Origin of the sequence: Pseudovibrio denitrificans JCM 12308 (assembly GCF_001310815.1) — a bacterium.
Taxonomy (GTDB): Bacteria; Pseudomonadota; Alphaproteobacteria; order Rhizobiales; family Stappiaceae; genus Pseudovibrio; species Pseudovibrio denitrificans.
Window position 1 is genome coordinate 101,364 of record NZ_BAZK01000006.1, and the last position, 19,682, is coordinate 121,045.

Here is a 19,682-nt window from a genome sequence, read left to right on the forward strand (position 1 = left end):
AACTGTCACAAATGACAATTTATGGCAAGGGGAATTTTTGCGAGGCATTACCGCGTTGAAATTGCGTGATTAATTCAGGTTCTGGTTAGTTCGTGTTGAAAGAAGAGACATCAAATCTTTGCACGTCACGCAGGAGTTTGATGAACTCCTGAGAGGCATGTGTGAGGGAAGCCTGACCTTTCTCCGCTGTGGCGAGCGCCGCGTTGCCGAGGGCTCCGGTCTTGTTCAGATCCTCGCTCATCCAGCCATATTGATGGCGACCATGAGCGCGCAGGTAAGCATCGTTGTTGATGTGCTCGGTTTGGGTGGAGGTGAAGTCTGTTGCCTGATCCATGCGCACCAGATCCGGACGCAGGGCCAGCATGATGGATGTTTCGATGTCGCCGCCATGAATGCCGTAGGTGAACTCCTCCTCAGCATAGAGGCCTTCCGGTTGCCCGAAGCGGAGCCAGCTGGATTCCACGGCGAGCATATTGTGTTTGAGACGCAGATCGCGGGTGATGATGTCCATCAGCGGTGAGTTGCCGCCGTGGGAGTTGGCCAGCACCAGTTTGCGAATGCCTGCTCTGGCGACACATTCCCCAATCTCAATCCAGGCTTTGACAGCGGTTTCCCATGTGAGGCTGAGTGTGCCGGGGAATGAGTGATGCTCGTCTGACTTACCGACAGCCTGAACGGGCAGGAATGTGACCGGCAGATCATCGGGTAACAGCTCAATCGTGCGAGCGACTTGCCCTTCCGCGATGCAGGTGTCTGTGTAGACCGGCAGGTGAGGGCCATGCTGCTCAATTGCCGCAATCGGCAACACCGCGATCCAGTCGCTGGTGTCATTCTCAGAGAAGTCAGTCGTTGTCATCTCATGCCAAAAACGGCGGGGCAGGGCGCTCATATTGTTTTCCGGTGCTTGTTGTCTTGCGCGCAGAGTAACGCGTCGGAGTGCGGACGTCATGGGGGAAGGCGTGGGATGCTCTGGTTTTTCAGAGGTAGTGGGTAGGGAGGCGTTTACTCTGGTGATTGGCTGTTGGGTCTAACGGTTCACGCGGGGAGCAATGCCCCGTCCTTCTTGGTGGCTAACAATAAGAAGGAGAAGCCGATTATGTTTTCCAGAAAGACACGAAAAGGACTGCTCGGCGGCGTTGTGCTGGCGCTGGCTGGGCTGATGGCTGGTGAGGCTGGTGCTGCAGGAGGAATGCTCATTACTAAAGCTTACTGTGACAAGTTTACAAATCCACGCGATATCCTTTGGGCACATTCTCAGAGAGACCATAACAACCGTCGCAATTACACAAATCTTTTCTATATGAAGCCCAATGGAAACATCATCAAAGTGTTTGGTGAGAATGCATTTGATGAGGTTGATAAGCTTTTCATCACATCACACGGAACCTGCGCTGGCGTTGGGGATGTTGGAGGTATGGAAAATGCGGCCTTTGCGCAGAGCATTCGAAACGCGCAGGGTGGTCATGCACGATTGAATGAAATCTTGACGGTCTCGTGCCAGGCTGCGAGCAGAACGGCTGGCGGCCTTGGACCAAGTTTCCTTAAGTCCTTGGCAGACAATGTGCGAACGAATGCAGCGACTACAATTTCTGGCTGGCCCGACAACGTGGTGATGGTTGGTGGCAATGGATTGCTTGTCAATTCCATTTATACAGATCAATTTGATGTGGCACAGCCTCAAGACTTGGCAAACTTGATATTTGCCGCGTCGTCAATTTCAAAACGTTGGGATAATGAAATTGTACGCATGGAGCTTTTGCCTCAACGGATTTACACGAACTCATTCAGAGCGCAGTGTGAAAATATGCTGGAGACGTTCGAGGTAGATGGTCCATCTGCTCTGACGGCAAATCAGCGGGAGCGCATGTTTGAAGAGTTCAACAGTGTCGTCAGAACCAAGTTTCTTCCGGCTGATCCATATCGAAATCCGATCAGATCTTTTGCTTATCTTGCAGGCTTGACCAGGAGCACTGCAGACAACAAAGTCACCTGTGGACCAGGTGTTGGTGTAAACTGTCCATAATCATCGAAGAAACTGGCAGATGATGCTATGCGTTTGTTATTGGCGCATAGCACTCCATGAAAGATCATCCAGATGATAAACTCCCCCCTCCTATCCCTGAACAACATCTCCAAGACCTTTGAGAATGGCACCACCGCAATTGATAGGTTTGATCTGGATGTACGGGCGGGGGAGTTTTTGAGTATTCTTGGGCCGTCAGGGTGTGGGAAGTCTACTATTCTGCGGCTCATTTCCGGGTTGGAGGAGCCAAGCTCAGGCGAGATCGTTCGGTCTGGACAGGGTGAGGTTGGGTTTGTGTTTCAGGAACCGACCTTATTGCCGTGGGCGAACACCTTTGAGAATGTCTACTGGCCGTTGAAGGTGAAGGGTGTTTCTAAGCGGGATGCGAAGGATCGCGTGGAAGAGGCGCTGGGGATGGTTGGGCTTTGCAATTTTGCGACGCATATGCCCTCTGAGCTTTCCGGCGGTATGAAGATGCGGGTTTCCATTGCACGGGCTCTTGTGACCAAGCCGAAGCTGTTGCTGATGGATGAGCCGTTTGCGGCGCTGGATGAGATTACCCGTAACAAGCTGAACGATGATCTGCTTGAGCTGAAATCCACCCATGACTGGACCATTCTGTTTGTGACGCATTCTGTTTATGAGAGTGTGTTCTTGTCTTCCCGCATTGTGGTGATGGCCGCTGGGCCGGGGCGGATTACCCATGATATGACGCTGGATGCTTCTTACCCACGTTCGCTGAACTACCGCATGGAATCACAATACGCGGCGTATTGCCGTGAAGCGGTGGATGCTTTGGAGCAGGCTATGGGACACCGGATAAAAGTATCCGCGTAACCTCAAAAATCCCACTGAGTAGAACTTAAAGAGCTTATTCGCCTAAGAAATCTCATTAGGTCACTAAATAATTATCGAACTGTCATCTGAGTTATATATTCGGCGGCTATCACTGCTGTACGGCGCCTTTTTCGGGCGTTTTACGTTGATCGGGACAGCAGCGAGATTAGCCAGACCATGGGTTTCAATTTTAAAAAGAGCACGACTTTTCGTCTTGCTCAGGCCGCGAAAGCGCAGCGTGCGCGTTCTGGGGCACACTTATCGCGCATTGGATTGCATCCGGGGCAGGAAGCGGTTCTGAAGGTTTTAAGCGAGACAGATGGCAAGACCATGAGCCAGCTGGCTTTGGCGCTTGGTGTGCAGCCACCGACAGTTACGAAGATGGTGACACGTCTAACCGCGCAGGGGCTGGTGTTTCGTCGGATCTCCGAGACGGATGGCCGGCTTGCGCGGGTGTTTTTGAGTGAAGAAGGCCGTGATCGGATCTTGCAGGTCGACCGTGCATGGAAGCGTCTTGAGAAAGAAGCGCTGGCTGGCATGGATGACAAGGACCGCAAGAAGCTGCGTCGTTTGTTGCGTCAGGTTGAGAAGAACCTTTCTGCGAGTTTTGAGGATGATCCGGATCTGGAAGATGAGCTGGAGAATGAAGACAAAACTGCTGAAGCGCAGGCGGAAAAGAAAGTAGAGCTGGAAGCGGCTGATTAAGCTGTCGGCTTTGGCCTGCGCATTCAACACAGGCCTTTATATTTTAATGATTTAAGCGTCCTGGCAGAGAAACAGCAGATCTGTATCTGGTGTTTCCAGTCCGAACTGGGTGAGCAGAGTTGTTATCTGCCCCCGGTGATGGGTTTGGTGGTTGAAGAAATGCAGCACCAGATCCCCGAAGTTTTTCGTCGCTGGTATGCCCTTCATGTTGGCATATGAAAGAGCCTCACCTGCCTCAGATGGGGTGATGTCCCCTGCAAATTCTTCAATGATTTTATCCAGGCTCTGACGTGCTGCTTTCAGCTCCTCCCAGTCTTCAAAAGAGATGGAGGTAAGAGCTGTTGGTATTGGAAATGACTCCAGTTTCTGCAGGCTTTTGTAGCTTGGGGAATGCTGGGCGAAACGGCGCAGCATGTCAGGTCTCCCACCACAATATGATTGAAGGTTGCAAAGATGGATTGGAAAAATGCGCCGCGATCTTCCTTCAACTGCTCCTCGCTGAGTTGCTCCGCACATGTGTAGAGCCGGGTGTTCATCCAGGTGTTGTATTGGGCGAGCAATTTGAAGTCGGAATACATATTCTGAAACCTGCCAATGCGATTATGAGTTATCAGCAAATATATCAGGATGTCTGATGGGTTTAACAAGTGACTGAAACTTGAGAATTCATAATGAATTCTCTTTGTTGGCAGTCTGGAGTATTGCTATTTGCTAATGTTGCTGTGCATAAGTGCTTAAGAATACAAAACGGATCCGGCTGGATATGCGAGGACATCAGCATTGAGCGGCACTGGTAAACCATTGAGATTAGGCGATCTTGCTGAGAAACTGGGTGTTTCGACGGCTACAGTTTCCTTGGCTCTGAGAGATTCTCCTTTAATCGCCAAAGCCACCAAAGCGCGGGTGAAAGCCTATGCTGAGGAAGTGGGTTATATCTATAACCGCTCGGCAGCATCTTTGCGGACATCTCAATCCAACATGATTGGGGTGGCGGTACACGATATTCTCAATCCTTACTTCGCTGAGGTGTTTCGTGGGCTGGAAGAAACGTTGGCACAGCACAACAAAACCATCCTGATCTGTAATCACCGCGATATCGTGGAGCGTCAGAAGCACTTTACAGACACGCTGCTGCAGCACCGCGTGGATGGGCTTATTCTTTGCGCTTCCGTTGGCACTACGGAAAAGGACATCAACTCAATTGTGCGGCAGGGTGTGCCGGTGACTTTGGTGTGCCGGGATGTGGCTGGTGCGGATGCACCTTGTGTTCGCGGGGATGACTTTCTTGGGTCCTACCGCATTACGAAGCATCTGATTGAGCAGGGGCATACTCAGATTGCCATGGTTGGTGGTCGGCGTGGCAGTTCTGCTGGCCGGGACAGAAACCGTGGTTGGCGCTCTGCTTTGGAAGATGCGGGCATCAATGCGGATGATCAGATTGATATTCCAGAGCTGATGACGCAGGATGATGGCCGGTCTGTTGCCAGACAGATTGTTGAAGCAGACCCGAAGCCAACGGCTGTGGTGTGCTTTAATGACCTTGTGGCGCTGGGCGTGATGAGTGCTGTGCGGCGACTCGGTGTGGAACCGGGGCCGGAGCTGGCGATTGTTGGCTATGATGACACTGACGGCACCGAAAATCGTACGCCCGCTTTGACCACTGTGGACAATGGTGCGAGCACTATTGGCGTAAAGGCTGCAGAGCTCATGCTTTCTCAGATGAAAGGCGAAAAGCTCAATAGCGAGTTGATGTTAATTGAGCCCAAGCTGCGCATTCGCGAGAGTGCTCCACCTCCGGGTGAGCGCCTTGTTTCCGTGGATGGGTTGTGAGCGAATCCTGAGTAACTGACCTTTGAAATGGTGTGGTGGCCGTGTGATCGTGAAACTGCCGCATTGAAACTCTATGTTTACTATGCCGCGCTTATCTAAGCGGCATCTTGTATTGCGTTTTGGAGTTTCACCATGGTCAGTTTCCGCGGTAGTGTTGAGGATCATAAAGACCTGAAGATGTTCGGCTTTTTCACGCTGGCCATGACCTGTATGGTGCTGCTCGTCGGCTAATCAATCAAACGACTCATCTGTTTTTGATCAAGGAACGCTCTGGAATGAGCGCTCCTTTTGTCGGCTTGGTGCTTAGCCGATATTCCTGATATTCAAGTTGCCGCCCTGAATGCGGATAATGTGCTTGCCGTCGCCTGTATCATTGCTGACAGGAGGCTGGTTGTTGTTGCGTTGCCTGATCAGGTCGCGCAGGCGGTTGTAGCCATTGGTGAGCGCTCCGCCGGTATTCCTCCATTCATCCGTTGCTCCAAATAAAATGGCTTCGTCGAAGTTGGCAGAGTTTTCTTGCAAGCGCAGGCTGTCGATGTAAGCAAATACTGTGTCTGCATCTGCAGCGTTGAAGATTTGCAGGTTGGCTGGCGCAACATAAGGGATTTGCTGGCCGTACATGACGAGATGAGCAGCCATGAAGCGATTGCCAACGCGGACGGCGACGCCGATACACGAGTTCAAAGTCGTTGTGATTGCATAATCGAGCAGGCCTGTTGGGGTGGCAAATTCCTGCTCTGCCAATGCCTGCGGGTTGCAGGCCTGGTTCATAACGTACGCCATTTCGTCTTCCTTGTTTGTTGTTGTTTTGAATGCGGGAAGGGCCGCTGACCTTAGAAGACGAAGAGGCGGTCGATTTGTGAAGCAAATCACCTAAAGCGGATGTGCTTTGCACTTCATGTAAATAATAACTAGTATATAATTTGATTTATTTTAGATTGTATCTGTACTTCACAAGTAATGCGTGTATTTGTTTTTGTGTTAAATCCATGAATAATTTATGTTTTTAGAGCTGTTATCTCTCGCTTAATTTCTTGTTAACCTTGAGTTAACTGATTGCGCCCAGAATCTGAACATAAAACAGATCCTGGAGGCTGTTCGCATGCGTGGGATTTTGAGAAAAACAGTAGTAATGGCTGGCGCAACCCTGGCGTTTGCTGGCTTAGGCGTCCTTTCCAGTCAGGCCAGCGTGATTTCCGGCCACTGGTCCATTTCTGATGCGTTGTCATCCAAAACCTGTTCTGCGCAACTGGAGACTGAGCCAGCTGCGAGCGGGTATGGCAATACGTTCAAGACAACCAACTGTCAGGGGCTTTATGCGCCAATCTCCAAAGCCACGGCGTGGCAGTGGAGCTATGAAGAAGGTTTGTCTCTTCTGGATGCCGACGGGCAGGTGGTGCTTCAGTTCGATATTGACGAACTGGATGGCTTGACCTCAGTTGGTCCGTCCTCGCTGTTCCTCATCATGCAGCCAGTGTATCATGATAGCAAAGTTTCCGACCTTTCCGAGCTGATCGAAAAAGCCATCGTGGTAACAGCGCAGCGCTAAAATTTAGCTCTTGTTCGCGTCCAGAAAGTCGGCCACGCGGCCTAATGCGCGCCTGATGTTTTCCTCCGAGTTGGCATAGGAGAAGCGCAGATAGCCTTCTCCCAAAACGCCGAAATCCGGTCCGCCGATGAGAGCGACGCCTGCTTTCTCCAACAGAGCTGATGCCAGAGGTTTGGCTTGCCAACCGGTTTCTTTGATGTTCGGGAAAGCGTAAAAGGCGCCTTTGGGTGTTTTGCAGGAGATGCCGGGGAGGGCGTTTAGTCCTTCCACTACCAGTTTGCGCCTGCTGTCGAAGGCTTGCATCATCTGATCAACTGCATCCTGTGGCCCTTCAATTGCGGCGATACCAGCGTATTGGCTGGGTGTGTTGACGCAGGACCAGCAGTTCACGGCTAGTTTGCGGGCTTTGTCGATTAGAGATGATGGCCAGACGGAATAGCCCATGCGCCAACCGGTCATCGCCCATGTTTTAGACCAGCCGTTGAGCAGAATGAGCTGGTCTTTCAGTTGTTCGAACTCCAGCAAGGATGTGTGCTTGAGCCCGTCATAGGTCATGCGGGAGTAGATCTCGTCTGAAAGCACCGGCAGGTTTGGGTGGTTCTCCAGGCCTTTGACCAGTTTCTCAATCTCTGAACGTGGTGTAACGCCGCCTGTTGGGTTGGCTGGTGAGTTGAGGATGAGAAGGGCCGTGCGTTTATTGATGAGGTTCAGCGTTTCTTCGGCTGAGAAGGCGAAGTCGTTTTCTTCTCGGATTGGCACCGGGATAGGAGCGGCGCCTGTGAACTCGATCATGGAACGATAGATCGGGAAGCCGGGATCCGGGTAGAGGATCTCTTTGCCGGGTTCTCCAAACATCAGGATAGCCATGAACATGGTGACCTTGCCACCGGGGACGACCATGACGTTGTCTGGGGAGACGCTTGTACCGGTTTCCGCATGAAGGCTTGAGGCAATGGTTTCGCGCAGCGGGAGAATGCCTGTGGCGCCGGTGTAGCCGTGGTGTCCGTCGCGCAGAGCTTTGACGGCTGCTTCCACGATGTGTTCTGGTGTTTGGAAATCAGGCTGGCCGATGCCGAGATTGATGATGTCGCGGCCTCGTTGGGCAAGCTCTGTTGCGCGTGCTAAAACGGCGAATGCGTTTTCATCTCCGATGCGATCAAACGCTTCTACGGTTTTCAGCATGATGGTCTGCCTCCCAGTCCCCCAAAACAATCGGCTGGATGGTAGGAGATGGAAGCAATTGAATGCAAACAGAAAATAGTAGAGTGGATTGAGCCGCTTGCGATTGCTCATACCCGCTTCGCTCATCGATGTTGGCTTCTTGCTTCTGTCAAATAACGGGCCTAGGATCTCCATGTATTTTGATTGGAGACTTTTATGAGTAGCCTTCGTGTGCCTGAGGCAATCAGGTCTATGGGTGTTTTTCAGTTTGTGACGAGAAGCTCGGCGCGCACCTTTGTGACAATGGCGATACTGATTTCGATTTATCTGTTTTTCTTCTCCCCTCTACTGAACAGCAGCATGCCGATTGCGATTAGCGTTGTGGTGTTTTTCATCGTCTTCTGCATTGTTTTCCTGCTTGTTCTGGAGCTTCGGTACAAGTTGGGACTGTGATCCCTACCGAGAGGTATTGGCCAATTCCTGGGGGACAGGAACCCGGATATCAAACAATCAGCAGCTAGGGTCTTTTGCTGGCAGATCAACTGTCTATATTGAGGGCACGAAATTATCGTGCCAGCTGATTGCGAGCGCACGCCCATCCAAGGAGACGTAAATGTCCGAGGCTGCTGATAGCCGTATTCCTGTTACCGTGCTGACCGGGTATCTGGGCGCAGGTAAAACCACCTTGTTGAACCGTATTCTGAGTGAAAACCACGGCACGCGTTATGCTGTGATCGTCAATGAATTCGGTGAAATCGGTATCGACAATGACCTTCTCGTTGAATCCGACGAGGAAGTCTATGAAATGAACAACGGCTGCATCTGCTGTACCGTTCGTGGCGATCTGATCCGTACCGTTGAAAACCTGATGAAGCGCAAGGGGGCGTTCGACGCGATTATCGTGGAGACCACCGGTGTGGCTGATCCTGCTCCTGTGGCGCAGACGTTCTTCATGGATGATGATGTGCGCGAAGCGGCCAAGCTGGATGCTGTGGTTGCTGTTGTTGACGCACGCCATGTTCAGCAGCGCCTGAAAGACACCAAGGAAGCTGAAGACCAGATCGCGTTTTCTGACGTGATTTTGCTGAACAAGACCGACCTTGTTTCTGCTGAGGAACTGACTGGTGTTGAAGCGGCGATCCGCAAGATCAATCCTTATGCGAAGATCCACCATACAGAGCGCTGCCAGATTGAAATCGGTGATGTTCTGGATCGTGGTGCATTTGAGCTGGACCGTATTCTGGATCTGGACCCAGAATTCCTGAAGAAAGCCGAGCACGCGCATGATCATGAGTGTGGTCCGGATTGCGATCACGATCATCACCATCATGGGCATGACCACGGCCACGCACATGATCACGATCATCCTGACCATGAATGCGGCCCGGATTGCGATCATGACCATGAAGATACGCATTCCGTGAAGTCCTTCTCCTTCACAGCAGGTGATCTGGAGCCGAAGGTGTTCTTCGACTGGATCAATCAGGTGACCCAGATTCAGGGTCCTAACATTCTGCGTATGAAGGGTATTCTGGCCTTTAAAGATGATCCGCAGCGTTATGTGGTGCAGGGCATCCATATGATTGTGGAAGGCAATCACCAGCGTGACTGGAAAAACGGCGAGAAGCGTGAGAGCCGCATCGTGTTCATCGGTCGTGAGCTGGATGGTGCAGCGTTGAAGATTGCGTTTGAAGCTTGTGTTGCGGAGTAAGTTCTGGTGCCTGTAACTGCTCCTCTTGATACCGACGGTTTTGTTGTTTCGGCAACCTTCCTCGGAGACGTAGCAGCCTTTGCCAGTGGTGAAGGTTCTGTCTTTTTTGCTGGTGGGCCGGAGACGCAAACTCCGGTTCACAAAAACGGTTTGCTCTGCGCAACGCCTTCCCTGGATGGCAAGTCTCTGATCACCGGTGGTGGTGATGGCAAGATCTGCAAGGTCAGCGCTGATGGCAGTGTTGAAGAGCTTGCTGAGCAGCCTCGCAAGTGGATCGACATTATCGCTGCTGGTCCGCAGGACAGTGTGGCGTTTGCCTCTGGTCGTACAGCTTGGGTTCGCCTGAAGACTGGTGAGATCAAAGAGTTTCAGCTGCCACGTGCGTTTGCAGGTTTGGCTTTTGCGCCAAAGGGCATGCGCCTTGCAGCGTCCCGTTATGACGGTGTGACGTTGTTTTGGGTGAATGCTGCTGGTGATCCGCAGGAGCTGAGCTGGAAGGGTGCACATGGTCATGTGACTTACTCTCCAGATGGCAAGTACCTTGTGACCACCATGCAGGAGAACGCTCTGCACGGATGGCGTCTGGCTGACAGTCAAGACATGCGGATGACTGGTTATCCGGCCAAGGTGAAGTCTGTGAGCTGGTCTGCAAAGGGCAAGTATCTGGCGACATCCGGTGCGCAGGCTGCGATCCTGTGGCCATTCATGGGTAAGTCTGGTCCAATGGGGCAGGCGCCTCTGGAGCTGGGTGTGCGTGGCGACAGCATGGTGACGACTGTTTGCTGTCATCCGCAGGAAGAGATGCTGGCAATTGGCTATCAGGACGGCATGGTGATGGCTGTGCGGTTCTCTGACAATGCGAGGTTCTGTTGCGTCGTCCGGGTGCAGGCCCTGTTTCTGCGCTTGCGTGGGATAAGAAGGGCGATCGTCTGGCGTTTGGTACTGAAGAAGGTGCTGCTGGAGTGATCACTCTGCTGGATTAATTTGGGTATGGGAGGTTTGCGATGATGTTTGCAAGAGTACTGACGCTTGGCGTTGCGCTTGTAAGCGGCACTGTGACCTCTCAGCTTCCCGAGTTTGCGCAGCAATACCGACAGCGCATGGGTGGTGCCATTGATGCGTTGGAGGAAGTGAAAGCTGACTTTGTTGCGGATGCAGCTGCCACCAACCGGAGCATTTCAGAGGCTCTGGCTCATATGGCGCAGAGTGCGGATGAGTTTGTGCAGTTGCGCGGGACGAGCATTGAGCGGTCTCTGGATCGGCTTGAGGCGTTGAAAGACCAGCAACTGGCGATGGCGACCGCCGCTGCATTTGAGCGTGTCTGGATCTTCATGAAGGAACCGGACACCAAACTTTCCAAAGCAACCTGGGAAGACTTTGAGCCCGCCGTGCCGGTGACCGTTGAAGGCGGTGTGTTGGCCGGGCTTGGCTTTACGGCAGGTTTGTTTATGTTGCGTCTGGCTGGGCTTGGCGGGCGTGTTCGCCGCCGCCGTAAACGCCGTGAAAAGCAGCAGGCTGAGGCTCGTTCGCTTTGATTTTGCGTTCCAGAGATATGCTGTGAGAGGTTTGACCGATGGATTCCATCACACGAATTAGATGTTTTTTGCAGGTGGTCGAAAGCGGTGGCTTTTCAGCAGCGGCGCGAGACATGGGGCGCTCTAAAGCTCTGATCTCCAAATATGTGAGCGAGCTGGAAGATGAGCTGGGTGTGCGCCTGCTCAACAGAACCACGCGCCAGATTTCTCTGACACAGGTTGGAGAAGCTTACTTCCGTGAAGCGGGTGAGTTGCTGCAGCGCTTTGATGATCTGAAAGACGCTGTGCAACAAGACCATCGGGAAGTGCGCGGCAGGTTGCGGTTGAGTGCGCCACGTTCTTTTTCTGAAGCAACGCTGGGCAGGGTGCTGGCTTCCTTCTTGCAAGAACATCCGCGGGTTGAGCTGGATATTGAGATGGAAGATCGCTTCGTCGATATTGTCGAGGAAGGGTATGACGTCGCTATCCGCGTGGCCGAGCTTGAAGATTCCAGCCTTATCGCTCGGAAGATCCGTGATGTGCGTGTGGTGGTTTGTGCGTCTCCCGCTTATTGGGAAGCGCATGGGATGCCGGAGAAACCGGGGGATCTGGCCAACATGCCGTGCATCATCGATACCAATTACAAGCACAAGACCAACTGGATGTTCCTTGAGAACGGGGAGCGGTTTTCCGTTCCTGTTAAAGGCCCGATGCATGTGAACAGTGCAAAGACAGCCGTTGCTGCTGCTCTGGCCGGTCTGGGCGTCGTTCGGTTGCCGATCTTTTATGTGCTGGAAGAATTGATGTCAGGTCAGCTGATTCCGGCGTTGGAAGACTGTGAAGTGCCGGGACCTGCGATGTATGCGGTTTACCCGCATCGCCGCCATCTTTCCGCGAAAGTGCGTGCGTTTGTTGACTACATGGTCAACTGGCACAAGCAACTGGAGCAGCATGGTGACTGCCCCAAAATGCTTGATGGGCCTGTTCCCAAAGAGAGCTGAGTTAAGCCGGATTATGATGGTGCTGGAAGCGCTCTTCTGCCAATTCATCTGCGATGATGTTGGTTGGGCGTTTCTCTGCGTCTGCTCTGTCGAAGATCTGAGAGAGTGTGCCGCCGATGGCGAGGGTCTTCTGACGTACGATTGTGTCTGATGCGCCAGGTTCTCCCAATGCAACAGAGATCACGCCGCCTGCGTTGATGGCATAGTCTGGTGCATAGAGGATGCCGCGCTTCATGAGAGCCGCGCCGTCTTCCGGAGTTTCCAGCTGGTTGTTTGCAGCGCCTGCGACGACGGCCACTTTCAGCTGAGGAATGGTGTCAGCGTTCAAACCGCCCCCCAGAGCGCATGGAGCGAAGATGTCCGCTTCTACGAGGTGTGCGTCATCCGGAGACACACTGGAGGCGCCGAGTTCTTCAATTGCGCGCTGGACTGCCGGGTCGTAGATGTCGGAGACAATGAGGCGCGCGCCTGCTTCGTGGAGCTGGCGGGCAACATCATAACCCACATGCCCCAGACCCTTAAGGGAAACGGTGAGGCCGGTGAGATCTTCAGAACCGAACTTGTGCTTGGCGGCGGCTTTGATGCCGACGAAGGTGCCGAGCGCGGTGTAAGGAGACGGGTCACCGAAGCCGGTTGCTTCTGTGCCGCGTGCGAACTGGGTCTGGCTGCCGATGATTTCCATATCGTCGGAGCTGATGCCCACGTCTTCTGCGGTGATGTAGCTGCCGGAAAGGCGGTTAATGTGTCTGCCGAACGCTCTGAGTAGCTCGGGGGTTTTGTCAGTGCGCGGGTTCGCGATGATGACTGACTTTCCTCCTCCCAAAGCAAGGTCAGCCAACGCGTTTTTGTAGGTCATGCCTTTGGAAAGGCGGAGAACATCAGTCAGTGCTTCATTTGCGCTTGCATAGTTCCACATGCGGCAGCCGCCCAGACCAGGACCGCGATTGGTGTTGTGAACCGCGATAATTGCTTTCAGCCCTGTTTCGTTGTCTGTTGCAAATACGATTTGCTCGTGGCCAGCGAACTCTGGATGATCCAATGGGGTCATGTAGGTATCGATCGTTATTTTATTATGCAATGGCACGTTCATTCAGCCCTCCCAAACGAAATTGAACAAGAAGCGTTGCGGGGATATTGGTTTATTCTTAAAGCAATATCCGGTTTATTTCGTAGGTGATGAGCATCAAATTCGGAAGAATTATCCGAATGGTTCTAAATTGCGGGAAAATCGTATCTCAGGATCTTCAATAATTGGGTCTTGAATTTGCCGTTATTTTATTACACTTGTCGTGTCGGGTTCTCATATATTGTTAAGGCGCCATGTCTGATAAGCTTCTACGGTTTTTGACCGCATTTTGCATGCTGTTGGTATTTCTGTTGCCTTCTCAACAGGTTGCCGCTCATCCGCACATGTTTGTGCAAGCGCGTGCCGAACTGGTTTTCGATGATGATGGGTATTTGACTCACATTCGGCACAAGTGGCTGTTCGATGATCTGTACACGGCTTATGCGGTGCAGGGGCTGGATGAGAACCAGAATGGATTTTTCGAAAAAGACGAATTAGCGGAACTGGCCAAGATCAATATTCAGGGGCTGGGCGAATACGGCTACTTCACCTTTGGCGATGACAGTCAAACGGAGATCGATTTTACCGAGCCGTTTGAACCCTCCATGAAAATGATCAAGGTGGCTTTTGATGACTACTGGCTGATCAGTGATGAAGATAAGGCGGCGATCGCTGAGGATATTGCCAGCGGACGCAGTCAGCCGGATACAAGCCCTGTTTCGCTGGTCGAGCTGAGCTTTACGCTTCCTTTGAAGAAAAAGGTCAAAGCGGATAAACCGATTACGCTCGATGTGTATGACCCAACCTACTACATCGATTTCAAATGGCCGAAGTCCGGTCTGGCTGTGACGCTGAGCAATTCTCCAGGCAAATGTTCTGTTGAGCTGGTGCATCCGCCGGAACTGGATGGGCAGATTGCTGCACAGCTGGCGACGATTGGTGCCGACCAGCGGAATGTGCCTGAGGAGCTGCAGAGTTATACGCAGGCGCTGGTCAATCAGGTGATTGTGTCCTGTGATGGCGCGGCTGTGGCTGCTGCCTCTAATGGTGGCAACACCAAGTTTATCTCCGAGATCACCCCTGAACCAGCTGAAAGCGCGCCAGAGACGGCTGCGGACGCTGTTGCCGCGTTGGCGCAGGGCGGTGAGCCAATGGCTCTGTCGACTGCTTCTGAGCGTCTGAGCGCTGATGAGGCGGCTGCGGACGTGCGTGGTCCTGATATGAACATCTTCCAGCAGGGTATGGCGACCATCACACGGCTTCAGAATGAGTTCTATCTGAAGCTGACAAGTGCGCTCAGAAACTTCCGCAGCAATCCGTTTGCTGGCTGGCTGCTGATGTTGATCAGCTTTGCTTATGGTGTGTTCCATGCAGCAGGACCGGGTCACGGTAAGGCGGTTATCTCCTCCTATGTGATTGCGGATGAGCAGACCCTGAAGAAAGGGATCGCTCTGTCCTTTGCTTCTGCCTTTGCGCAGGCTGTTACTGCGATTGCTCTGGTTGGCGGGGCAGGGGTGCTGCTGCATCTGACGAGTACGGCGATCAACTCAACAGCGCGCTGGTTTGAGCTGGGGTCTTATGTGCTGGTCTTCCTGCTTGGTCTCTACCTTGTCTGGCAGCGTGTTCTGAAGCCTTGGTTTGGCAAGAAGCCGGCTTCCAGTTGCGGGCACTCGCATGATCACGACCACCACCATGATCACGACCACCACCATGATCACGGCCACCACCATGATCACGATCATCATCACGACCATGCGCACGAAGGTCATGGAGAAGTTTGCTCCAGTTGTGGGCACGCGCATGCGCCGGATCCGAAACTGGTCCAAAACTCAACAATGACGCTCACCAGTATCTGGTCCATTATTCTGGCTGTTGGCCTGCGTCCATGTACCGGAGCGCTGATCGTGCTGGCCTTTGCCTTCTCGCAGGGCATGATCTGGGCTGGTGTGGCTTCTACGCTCGTGATGGCTCTGGGAACGGGGATTACCGTTTCCATCTTGGCCAGCCTTGCGGTGCTTTCCCGTGATGTTGCTCTGCGCATCTGGGGGGCTGATAGTCAGGCTGGTACGGTCATCCTGCGTGGCTTTGAAGTGGTTGGTGCACTGACCATTCTGCTGATGGGAACGCTGATGCTGATTGCTGGTCTCAATGGTGGCGCAACGGCAGGTCTGTTCTAGAATAAGGCGATTTTTGGAAGAATCGCTCTCGAAATGTCCTTGAAAACTGGTTCGAGGCAATTTCGTAGCGAAGATTTCGAAGAAATTCGCGCTATCGTTAATGCGCGAAGGTGTGAATTTTTACACCTTCGCGGTCTACCCAAATCTCACTCTCCGATCCGCTGGTGTTTCTTAGCTGTCTTTGTTCCACAAAAAGAGGCTGAGTTGAGCCTGATTCCGTGGTTTTGACGTGTGGTGAAGAGTTTGGGTGGTTCAGTGTAGATTTTACGCATTCTAAAGATTAGTTTCATCTAAATTATTGTATTTTAAAGCATCTGCTGGCTGGCTTGCAAAAATGCCCAGAAAAACTGCAGGAAATTCATTGTTGAGAATTAGGTCAAGTCCACTGACTTATTAACATTGAAATAAAAGGCTATGAATTTTGAATTACGAGGTCGATTATTAGTCCTTTAGGGCGGGATTTCCTAAAAATGTTTCGATAGTTACGTTGCGGTTGGTTTCGGTTGAAAACGTATTGATGAGGTACGCTCAGTTGATCCAAGAATAATTAATTTGTCCAATACGATGCAGATTTCCTTGTATTTTCACGTAGTTTTAGGGTTATAAGAAGTTGGTCATGTTGTCGCAGAGATCTCAGAGGACGAGTTTCGTTTCTGCGGAGGCATAAAGAGATTTGATTTAAGAAGCTCTTGGGAGGAGTTTTTATGGACCGCCGTAGTTTTCTGAAAAATGCTGGTTTGGCAGGCGCAACCGCTGGCGCAGCTACTCTTGCAGCTCCTGCGCTCGCATCTGGCAAGCGCGAACTGAAAATGGTCACCACCTGGCCAAAGAACTTCCCGGGTCTTGGTACCGGCGCACAGCGCATCGCTGACCGCATCACTGCTGCAAGTGAAGGTCAGCTGACTGTTAAGCTGTTCGCTGCTGGTGAACTCGTTCCTGCATTTGAGAGCTTCGATGCTGTTTCCAACGGTACAGCTGACATGTACCACGCTGCTGACTACTACTGGCTCGGCAAGCACAAAGCATTCGGCTTCTTCACCGCAGTTCCAATGGGTATGACTGCTGCTGAGCTGGAAGCATGGATGCACTTCGGTGGCGGTCAGGAGCTCTGGGATGAGCTGGCTGGTCAGTTCAACGTTAAGTCCTTCCTGGCAGGTAACACCGGTCTTCAGGCAGGTGGCTGGTTCAACAAAGAGATCAACTCTCTTGAAGACCTCAAAGGCCTGAAAATGCGCATGCCTGGTCTGGGTGGTGAAGTTCTTCGCCGTCTTGGTGCATCTGCTGTTGCACTGCCTGGTTCCGAAATCTTCCCAGCACTGCAGTCTGGCGCGATCGACGCGACCGAGTGGGTTGGTGCATGGAACGACATGGCATTCGGCTTCTACAAAGTTGCTAAGTACTACTACACCAAAGGCTTCCATGAGCCAGGTGCTGGTCTGTCCTTCGGCATGAACAAAGGTGTTTGGGAAAGCTTCACACCTGGTCAGCAGGAGCTGATCCGTTCTGCATGTATGGCAGAGAACAACTACATGTTCGCTGAGTACAACCACAACAACGGTGCTGCTCTGGAAACTCTCCTGACCAAGCACAACGTTCAGGTTCGTGACTTCTCTGACGACGTGTTCGATGCAATCGGCCGTAAAGCTGAAGAAGTTGTTGCGGAAGTGGCTGAGACAGATGACATCTCCAAGCGCATCTACGAAAGCTACGTTAAGTCTCGTAAGGAAACCTCTGCATGGTCCAGCCTTGCTGAGCGTAACTACCTGACTGCTCGCGATCGTATCCTGGGCTAATTTTTCTTAATGCTGCACGAGCTCTCCGCAATCCTTGCGGGGAGCTTTTCTTTCAAAAATTCTATCCTGGCCTTTGGGGCCCAATAATAATCCTAGAGGCTTGGTTTAGACCAAGACGAAGAGGCGGGCATGCGCGCCCTAATGAACCTGATTACCTCAGTCAATGGCGGCATCGGCAAGACCTGCGCCTGGCTGTCTCTGGGCATTGTGCTTGTCCAGTTTACAGTGGTGGTGATGAGATACGTTTTTGGTATCGGCTCCATCTGGATGCAAGAATCCATCACCTACATGCACGGTTTCCTATTCATGTTGGCTGCTGCATATACGCTTAGCGTTGATGGGCATGTGCGCGTTGATATCTTCTATCGAGATGCTCGCCCACGCATCAAAGCAGTGATTGATCTGATCGGTTCGGTCTTCTTCCTGCTGCCGATGTGTGCAGTGATTGCCTACTGGTCATGGGGTTATGTGGCCAGCTCGTGGGCAATCTGGGAAGGCTCTCAGGAAGCCTCCGGTATTCAGGGGCGTTATCTTCTGAAGAGTGCGATCATCGCCTTTGCCGTTCTCGTCTCGCTACAGGGTGTTGCCATTATTATTCGAAGTGTTCTTGCCCTTGGCGGTGACAAGAAGGCACTCGACTCATTCCGTCAGATTCAGGAGTAAACGGAGATGGATGGATTTCTTCATACTCTTGATATTTTGATGTTTGCGGTTGCCTGTATTTGTTTGCTTGCGGGCTTCCCTGTTGCATTTACGCTTGCTGGTGTTGCACTTATCTTCGCTCTGATCGCGTCGTTCTTTGGCGGTAGCGTGACACTTGGTGCGATCCCAAGCCGAATTTTCGGCACCATGTCCAACGAAACCCTGATTGCGGTTCCGCTCTTCATCTTCATGGGTGTGATGCTGGAACGCTCCAAGGTGGCTGAAGAGCTGCTGGAGACTATGGGGCGTCTGTTTGGTCGTATGCCGGGTGGTCTGGGTATCTCCGTGACCATTGTGGGCGCATTGCTTGCAGCTTCCACCGGTATCGTGGGCGCGACTGTTGTGACCATGGGTCTGCTTTCTCTGCCAACAATGCTGCGTAACGGCTATAGCCCGCGCATCGCGTGTGGCTCTATTGCGGCTTCCGGTACTCTGGGACAGATCATTCCACCATCTATCGTGCTTGTGTTCCTGGCTGACCAGCTGTCCAACGGCTATCAGATTGCACAGCGTGAGATGGGCAACTTTGCTCCGGAACCATTCTCTGTTGGTGACCTGTTCGCGGGTGCGCTTATTCCTGGCATGGTGTTGGTTGGTCTGTATCTCTGCTACCAGCTGTTTGTTGCGTTTACACAGCCGCATAAGTCACCACCAATGCGGGATGATGGAACTGACGGACCAACTCTCAGTCAGGTTCTTCATGCGCTTGTTCCGCCAATTGCGCTTATTATTGCGGTGCTTGGTTCTATTCTGGCTGGTATTGCGACCCCAACTGAAGCAGCTGCTGTGGGTGCTGTTGGTGCGTTGTTGCTGGCTGGTTATCGCATGAACGAAGAGAAGCCTTGGCCGGTTTATCTGGCGGTTCTTTCTCTGATCGTGATGCTGGGTCTGACAAGCTTCATGGATCTGCGTGTTGCGCGTAACGAGATCCCAACTGGCGATATGGTTGGTATTTGGGTTGCGAGTGCATCCTGCGCGATTCTTGCTTACGGCCTGTTGGTTTCGCTGTACCGCGTGATGGCCAAGAAGGTTCTGGTTCCGGTGATGCAGTCCACCACACAGATTACCTGTATGGTGTTCGTGATCCTGATCGGTGCGACCTTCTTCTCCCTGATCTTCCGTGATCTGGGTGGTGAAGAGCTGGTGAAGGAAGCGCTGACTGGTCTGCCGGGTGGTGCTCTGGGCGCGATCATCGCTGTTATGCTGGTGATGTTCGTGCTCGGCTTCTTCCTGGACTTCCTGGAAATCGTGTTCGTTGTGGTTCCGCTTGTTGCGCCAATTCTGCTGCAGCTTGAGATGCCTAACGGTGAACCGATGCACCCTGCATGGCTGGGTGTGATGATGGCTGTGAACCTGCAGACATCGTTCCTGACGCCTCCGTTCGGCTTTGCGCTGTTCTACCTGCGCGGTGTGGCTCCGCCGTCCGTGAAGACCACGGATATTTACTTCGGTATCATCCCGTTTGTGCTCATCCAGATCCTGATGCTGGTGATCCTGTGGTACCTGCCAGAACTTGCAACCTGGCTGCCTAAAGTTATCTACGGCTGATAGTAGTAATAGATTAGTATATGTAAGGGGCGCGAGTATTCGCGCCCCTTTTTTGTTGCAGTGCG

19 protein-coding genes and 1 pseudogene are annotated in these 19,682 nt (G+C 52.4%); 14 read left to right on the forward strand and 6 right to left on the reverse strand.

Annotated elements, in window-relative coordinates:
• Positions 1 to 85: 85 nt before the first annotated feature.
• Positions 86 to 889: a creatininase family protein gene (locus tag JCM12308_RS09125; protein WP_054783510.1), complete on the reverse strand. Its 804-nt coding sequence runs from the start codon at positions 887 to 889 to the stop codon at positions 86 to 88.
• A gap of 207 nt (positions 890 to 1,096) precedes the next feature.
• Between JCM12308_RS09125 and JCM12308_RS09130 the strand changes: the two genes are divergently transcribed.
• From JCM12308_RS09130 to JCM12308_RS09140, 3 genes are all read left to right on the forward strand, one after another.
• The gene (locus JCM12308_RS09130) at positions 1,097 to 2,023 is read left to right on the forward strand and encodes a hypothetical protein (protein ID WP_054783511.1); all 927 of its coding nucleotides are present in this window, start codon (positions 1,097 to 1,099) and stop codon (positions 2,021 to 2,023) included.
• Between the two features lie 72 nt (positions 2,024 to 2,095).
• Positions 2,096 to 2,860 carry an ABC transporter ATP-binding protein gene (locus tag JCM12308_RS09135; protein ID WP_054783512.1) on the forward strand — a complete coding sequence of 255 codons (765 nt, stop codon included), beginning with the start codon at positions 2,096 to 2,098 and terminating at the stop codon, positions 2,858 to 2,860.
• 177 nt (positions 2,861 to 3,037) lie between these two features.
• Positions 3,038 to 3,565, forward strand: a complete 528-nt coding sequence (locus JCM12308_RS09140; RefSeq protein ID WP_054783513.1) for a MarR family winged helix-turn-helix transcriptional regulator — start codon at positions 3,038 to 3,040, stop codon at positions 3,563 to 3,565.
• A 51-nt stretch (positions 3,566 to 3,616) separates the two neighbouring features.
• Here the strand turns inward: JCM12308_RS09140 and JCM12308_RS09145 are convergent, their stop codons facing one another.
• Both JCM12308_RS09145 and JCM12308_RS32190 read right to left on the reverse strand, forming a co-directional pair.
• Complete coding sequence (locus JCM12308_RS09145) at positions 3,617 to 3,979, reverse strand: DinB family protein (RefSeq protein ID WP_208978411.1); 363 nt, start codon at positions 3,977 to 3,979, stop codon at positions 3,617 to 3,619.
• Positions 3,865 to 4,143, reverse strand: coding sequence for a DinB family protein (locus JCM12308_RS32190; RefSeq protein ID WP_306303333.1), 279 nt, complete (start codon positions 4,141 to 4,143; stop codon positions 3,865 to 3,867). Before JCM12308_RS32190 ends, JCM12308_RS09145 begins: the two co-directional genes overlap by 115 nt.
• 202 nt (positions 4,144 to 4,345) lie before the next feature.
• Here JCM12308_RS32190 and JCM12308_RS09150 point away from each other — a divergent pair, with 202 nt between their 5' ends.
• Complete coding sequence (locus JCM12308_RS09150) at positions 4,346 to 5,395, forward strand: LacI family DNA-binding transcriptional regulator (RefSeq protein WP_054783514.1); 1,050 nt, start codon at positions 4,346 to 4,348, stop codon at positions 5,393 to 5,395.
• A gap of 303 nt (positions 5,396 to 5,698) precedes the next feature.
• On the opposite strand, the gene JCM12308_RS09155 is transcribed toward JCM12308_RS09150, so the two are convergent.
• The gene (locus JCM12308_RS09155) at positions 5,699 to 6,178 is read right to left on the reverse strand and encodes a hypothetical protein (RefSeq protein WP_208609246.1); all 480 of its coding nucleotides are present in this window, start codon (positions 6,176 to 6,178) and stop codon (positions 5,699 to 5,701) included.
• 349 nt (positions 6,179 to 6,527) lie between these two features.
• Between JCM12308_RS09155 and JCM12308_RS09160 the strand changes: the two genes are divergently transcribed.
• Complete coding sequence (locus JCM12308_RS09160; RefSeq protein WP_208609245.1) at positions 6,528 to 6,944, forward strand: AprI/Inh family metalloprotease inhibitor; 417 nt, start codon at positions 6,528 to 6,530, stop codon at positions 6,942 to 6,944.
• A gap of 3 nt (positions 6,945 to 6,947) precedes the next feature.
• On the opposite strand, the gene JCM12308_RS09165 is transcribed toward JCM12308_RS09160, so the two are convergent.
• The gene (locus JCM12308_RS09165) at positions 6,948 to 8,126 is read right to left on the reverse strand and encodes a pyridoxal phosphate-dependent aminotransferase (RefSeq protein WP_054783516.1); all 1,179 of its coding nucleotides are present in this window, start codon (positions 8,124 to 8,126) and stop codon (positions 6,948 to 6,950) included.
• 195 nt (positions 8,127 to 8,321) lie between these two features.
• Between JCM12308_RS09165 and JCM12308_RS09170 the strand changes: the two genes are divergently transcribed.
• The 5 genes and pseudogenes from JCM12308_RS09170 to JCM12308_RS09190 all read left to right on the forward strand — a co-directional run bounded on the left by JCM12308_RS09170 (position 8,322) and on the right by JCM12308_RS09190 (position 12,331).
• Entirely contained in the window at positions 8,322 to 8,558 is a 237-nt protein-coding gene (locus JCM12308_RS09170; protein ID WP_208609244.1) for a hypothetical protein, read from the forward strand.
• Positions 8,559 to 8,718: 160 nt separating this feature from the next.
• Positions 8,719 to 9,816 (forward strand): CobW family GTP-binding protein, encoded by a 1,098-nt coding sequence (locus tag JCM12308_RS09175; RefSeq protein ID WP_054783518.1) that lies wholly within the window; start codon positions 8,719 to 8,721, stop codon positions 9,814 to 9,816.
• Between the two features lie 6 nt (positions 9,817 to 9,822).
• Positions 9,823 to 10,799, forward strand: a pseudogene (locus JCM12308_RS09180) (WD40 repeat domain-containing protein).
• 21 nt (positions 10,800 to 10,820) lie between these two features.
• Positions 10,821 to 11,351, forward strand: coding sequence for a DUF2937 family protein (locus JCM12308_RS09185; RefSeq protein ID WP_054783519.1), 531 nt, complete (start codon positions 10,821 to 10,823; stop codon positions 11,349 to 11,351).
• Positions 11,352 to 11,389: 38 nt separating this feature from the next.
• Positions 11,390 to 12,331 carry a LysR family transcriptional regulator gene (locus JCM12308_RS09190; RefSeq protein ID WP_054783520.1) on the forward strand — a complete coding sequence of 314 codons (942 nt, stop codon included), beginning with the start codon at positions 11,390 to 11,392 and terminating at the stop codon, positions 12,329 to 12,331.
• A gap of 1 nt (position 12,332) precedes the next feature.
• Here the strand turns inward: JCM12308_RS09190 and JCM12308_RS09195 are convergent, their stop codons facing one another.
• Positions 12,333 to 13,421 (reverse strand): Glu/Leu/Phe/Val family dehydrogenase, encoded by a 1,089-nt coding sequence (locus JCM12308_RS09195; protein WP_054783521.1) that lies wholly within the window; start codon positions 13,419 to 13,421, stop codon positions 12,333 to 12,335.
• Between the two features lie 269 nt (positions 13,422 to 13,690).
• On the opposite strand from JCM12308_RS09195, the gene JCM12308_RS09200 reads away from it, so the two are divergent.
• The 4 genes from JCM12308_RS09200 to JCM12308_RS09215 all read left to right on the forward strand — a co-directional run bounded on the left by JCM12308_RS09200 (position 13,691) and on the right by JCM12308_RS09215 (position 19,617).
• The gene (locus tag JCM12308_RS09200) at positions 13,691 to 15,574 is read left to right on the forward strand and encodes a HoxN/HupN/NixA family nickel/cobalt transporter (protein WP_208978413.1); all 1,884 of its coding nucleotides are present in this window, start codon (positions 13,691 to 13,693) and stop codon (positions 15,572 to 15,574) included.
• A gap of 704 nt (positions 15,575 to 16,278) precedes the next feature.
• On the forward strand, positions 16,279 to 17,367 hold the full coding sequence (locus JCM12308_RS09205) for a TRAP transporter substrate-binding protein (RefSeq protein WP_008551339.1): 1,089 nt from the start codon (positions 16,279 to 16,281) through the stop codon (positions 17,365 to 17,367).
• Positions 17,368 to 17,496: 129 nt separating this feature from the next.
• Positions 17,497 to 18,030 carry a TRAP transporter small permease subunit gene (locus JCM12308_RS09210; RefSeq protein ID WP_054783523.1) on the forward strand — a complete coding sequence of 178 codons (534 nt, stop codon included), beginning with the start codon at positions 17,497 to 17,499 and terminating at the stop codon, positions 18,028 to 18,030.
• A gap of 6 nt (positions 18,031 to 18,036) precedes the next feature.
• Complete coding sequence (locus JCM12308_RS09215; protein WP_054783524.1) at positions 18,037 to 19,617, forward strand: TRAP transporter large permease; 1,581 nt, start codon at positions 18,037 to 18,039, stop codon at positions 19,615 to 19,617.
• The last annotated feature ends 65 nt before the right edge of the window (positions 19,618 to 19,682 follow it).

Bases quoted from the DNA above. Each gene is read 5' to 3' on its own strand.
- JCM12308_RS09125 (WP_054783510.1), bottom strand. From the start codon at position 889: ATGAGCGCCCTGCCCCGCCGTTTTTGGCATGAGATGACAACGACTGAC.
- JCM12308_RS09130 (WP_054783511.1), top strand. From the start codon at position 1,097: ATGTTTTCCAGAAAGACACGAAAAGGACTGCTCGGCGGCGTTGTGCTG.
- JCM12308_RS09135 (WP_054783512.1), top strand. From the start codon at position 2,096: ATGATAAACTCCCCCCTCCTATCCCTGAACAACATCTCCAAGACCTTT.
- JCM12308_RS09140 (WP_054783513.1), top strand. From the start codon at position 3,038: ATGGGTTTCAATTTTAAAAAGAGCACGACTTTTCGTCTTGCTCAGGCC.
- JCM12308_RS09145 (WP_208978411.1), bottom strand. From the start codon at position 3,979: ATGCTGCGCCGTTTCGCCCAGCATTCCCCAAGCTACAAAAGCCTGCAG.
- JCM12308_RS32190 (WP_306303333.1), bottom strand. From the start codon at position 4,143: ATGTATTCCGACTTCAAATTGCTCGCCCAATACAACACCTGGATGAAC.
- JCM12308_RS09155 (WP_208609246.1), bottom strand. From the start codon at position 6,178: ATGGCGTACGTTATGAACCAGGCCTGCAACCCGCAGGCATTGGCAGAG.
- JCM12308_RS09160 (WP_208609245.1), top strand. From the start codon at position 6,528: ATGGCTGGCGCAACCCTGGCGTTTGCTGGCTTAGGCGTCCTTTCCAGT.
- JCM12308_RS09165 (WP_054783516.1), bottom strand. From the start codon at position 8,126: ATGCTGAAAACCGTAGAAGCGTTTGATCGCATCGGAGATGAAAACGCA.
- JCM12308_RS09170 (WP_208609244.1), top strand. From the start codon at position 8,322: ATGAGTAGCCTTCGTGTGCCTGAGGCAATCAGGTCTATGGGTGTTTTT.
- JCM12308_RS09175 (WP_054783518.1), top strand. From the start codon at position 8,719: ATGTCCGAGGCTGCTGATAGCCGTATTCCTGTTACCGTGCTGACCGGG.
- JCM12308_RS09185 (WP_054783519.1), top strand. From the start codon at position 10,821: ATGATGTTTGCAAGAGTACTGACGCTTGGCGTTGCGCTTGTAAGCGGC.
- JCM12308_RS09190 (WP_054783520.1), top strand. From the start codon at position 11,390: ATGGATTCCATCACACGAATTAGATGTTTTTTGCAGGTGGTCGAAAGC.
- JCM12308_RS09195 (WP_054783521.1), bottom strand. From the start codon at position 13,421: ATGAACGTGCCATTGCATAATAAAATAACGATCGATACCTACATGACC.
- JCM12308_RS09200 (WP_208978413.1), top strand. From the start codon at position 13,691: ATGCTGTTGGTATTTCTGTTGCCTTCTCAACAGGTTGCCGCTCATCCG.
- JCM12308_RS09205 (WP_008551339.1), top strand. From the start codon at position 16,279: ATGGACCGCCGTAGTTTTCTGAAAAATGCTGGTTTGGCAGGCGCAACC.
- JCM12308_RS09210 (WP_054783523.1), top strand. From the start codon at position 17,497: ATGCGCGCCCTAATGAACCTGATTACCTCAGTCAATGGCGGCATCGGC.
- JCM12308_RS09215 (WP_054783524.1), top strand. From the start codon at position 18,037: ATGGATGGATTTCTTCATACTCTTGATATTTTGATGTTTGCGGTTGCC.